Genomic DNA, 1,301 nt, shown 5'->3' with positions numbered 1-1,301 from the left:
CGCACCCGCAGGAACGCCTGCTCTGCCTTTTCGGGAATATGGGACAGGTCGTAATTCTCTTTCTTGCCGTTAAAGGTGTACACCTCGATGAAGTCCTTATAGGCTTTGAGGCCGCGCTTGGTCTGACTCCCTTCCTCGATACCCAGCTCTGGGGGCATGGGTATCAGCTTGTTGAAATCGATGGAACCGAGACCGTATTCATCGTTCTTTATGGCCGCAAACAAGGCTTTGATTCGGGCAGGGTCTTCCTTTATTTCAATAATATTCGTTACATGGTTCGGCATTGTGACCTCCAGTAAATGTCTTTGATTTTTTCGCCTAAAGCGGAAATGACAGGCACAGTAACTGCGTTGCCCGCCATCTTGTATAATTGCGCGTCGGACAATCCGGTTGCAGCAGCCTTATTGAATTGTTCGTCACTAAACCCCTGTAAACGCCAGCATTCAATGGGCATGAGCTTGCGCACTTTGCCGTAGTGCAGATTACCGTTTTCATCCCGCACAGGAATTGCAAAGGGCGCTTTTCCTTCTACAAACACACCCGATTTTCCACCCTTAAACTTGCCAATGCCGGTGTCCTGATTCGCTAACAGGCACCTTGCATTCTCCGTCAGGCTGGGGTCTTCACTCAGGTCGATAAAAAAATACCCCTGGTTATTTCCAGGGGTGACAGTGTGCGCGATTTTATCTCCGACCCGCCCGCGCCTGGTGTTCATGGTGGCGTAGGCCAAGTCTATGCTGTCGCCGGGGTGGGCCAGTTGGTACCCAGCCTTGGTCATGACTTTGATGGGCAGGGTGACATCGTAGAGCCCGCTGCGCCCACCAAAACCGCCAGCGGTGCTTGTCAGGGTGATGGACACTCCGCTGGGGGAATAGACACGGCACCCTTCCGGCCCGGATAGGACTTGCTCAAGAGACGCTCCATTTGTGCTTGTGAAAGAAAGTACCTCTCCGGCACATCGGTCTCTAAGATATCCGACAATATGCACCCTTTTGCGGGACTGCGGGACTCCAAAATCCTTGCTGTTAAGCATCTGCCACGCGACATCGTACCCCAATTCATCCAACGTAGAGAGGATCGTCGCAAACGTCCGGCCTTTGTCATGAGATAAGAGTCCGGGAACATTCTCAAGCAGCAGAAATGCAGGTCTTTTAGCGGAGGCAAGGCGGGCAATTTCAAAAAAGAGAGTTCCTCTGGCGTCATCTGCAAATCCCCGCCGTTTTCCAGCAATTGAAAAAGATTGGCAAGGAAAGCCTCCGCAAATAAGGTCGATATCCGGCAGCGCATTGGGGTCGATGGTT

General features: G+C 52.0%; 1 protein-coding gene and 1 pseudogene. Both read right to left on the bottom strand.

Features of this window, described 5'->3' with window-relative positions; genetic code table 11:
• Positions 1–284: pseudogene (locus D1841_RS17325) on the bottom strand (hypothetical protein); the annotation flags it as partial.
• Positions 269–1,301, bottom strand: a 1,033-nt coding sequence (gene dcm / locus D1841_RS17320) for a DNA (cytosine-5-)-methyltransferase (RefSeq protein WP_160644920.1), incomplete at its 5' end; no start/stop codon positions are given. The pseudogene D1841_RS17325 and the gene dcm, both read right to left, overlap by 16 nt.

Origin of the sequence: Neglectibacter sp. X4 (genome assembly GCF_009917365.1) — a bacterium.
Classification (GTDB): domain Bacteria; phylum Bacillota; class Clostridia; order Oscillospirales; family Acutalibacteraceae; genus Acutalibacter.
Note: the sequence above shows the minus strand (reverse complement) of the source record. Positions and strands in the feature narration are given on the sequence as shown.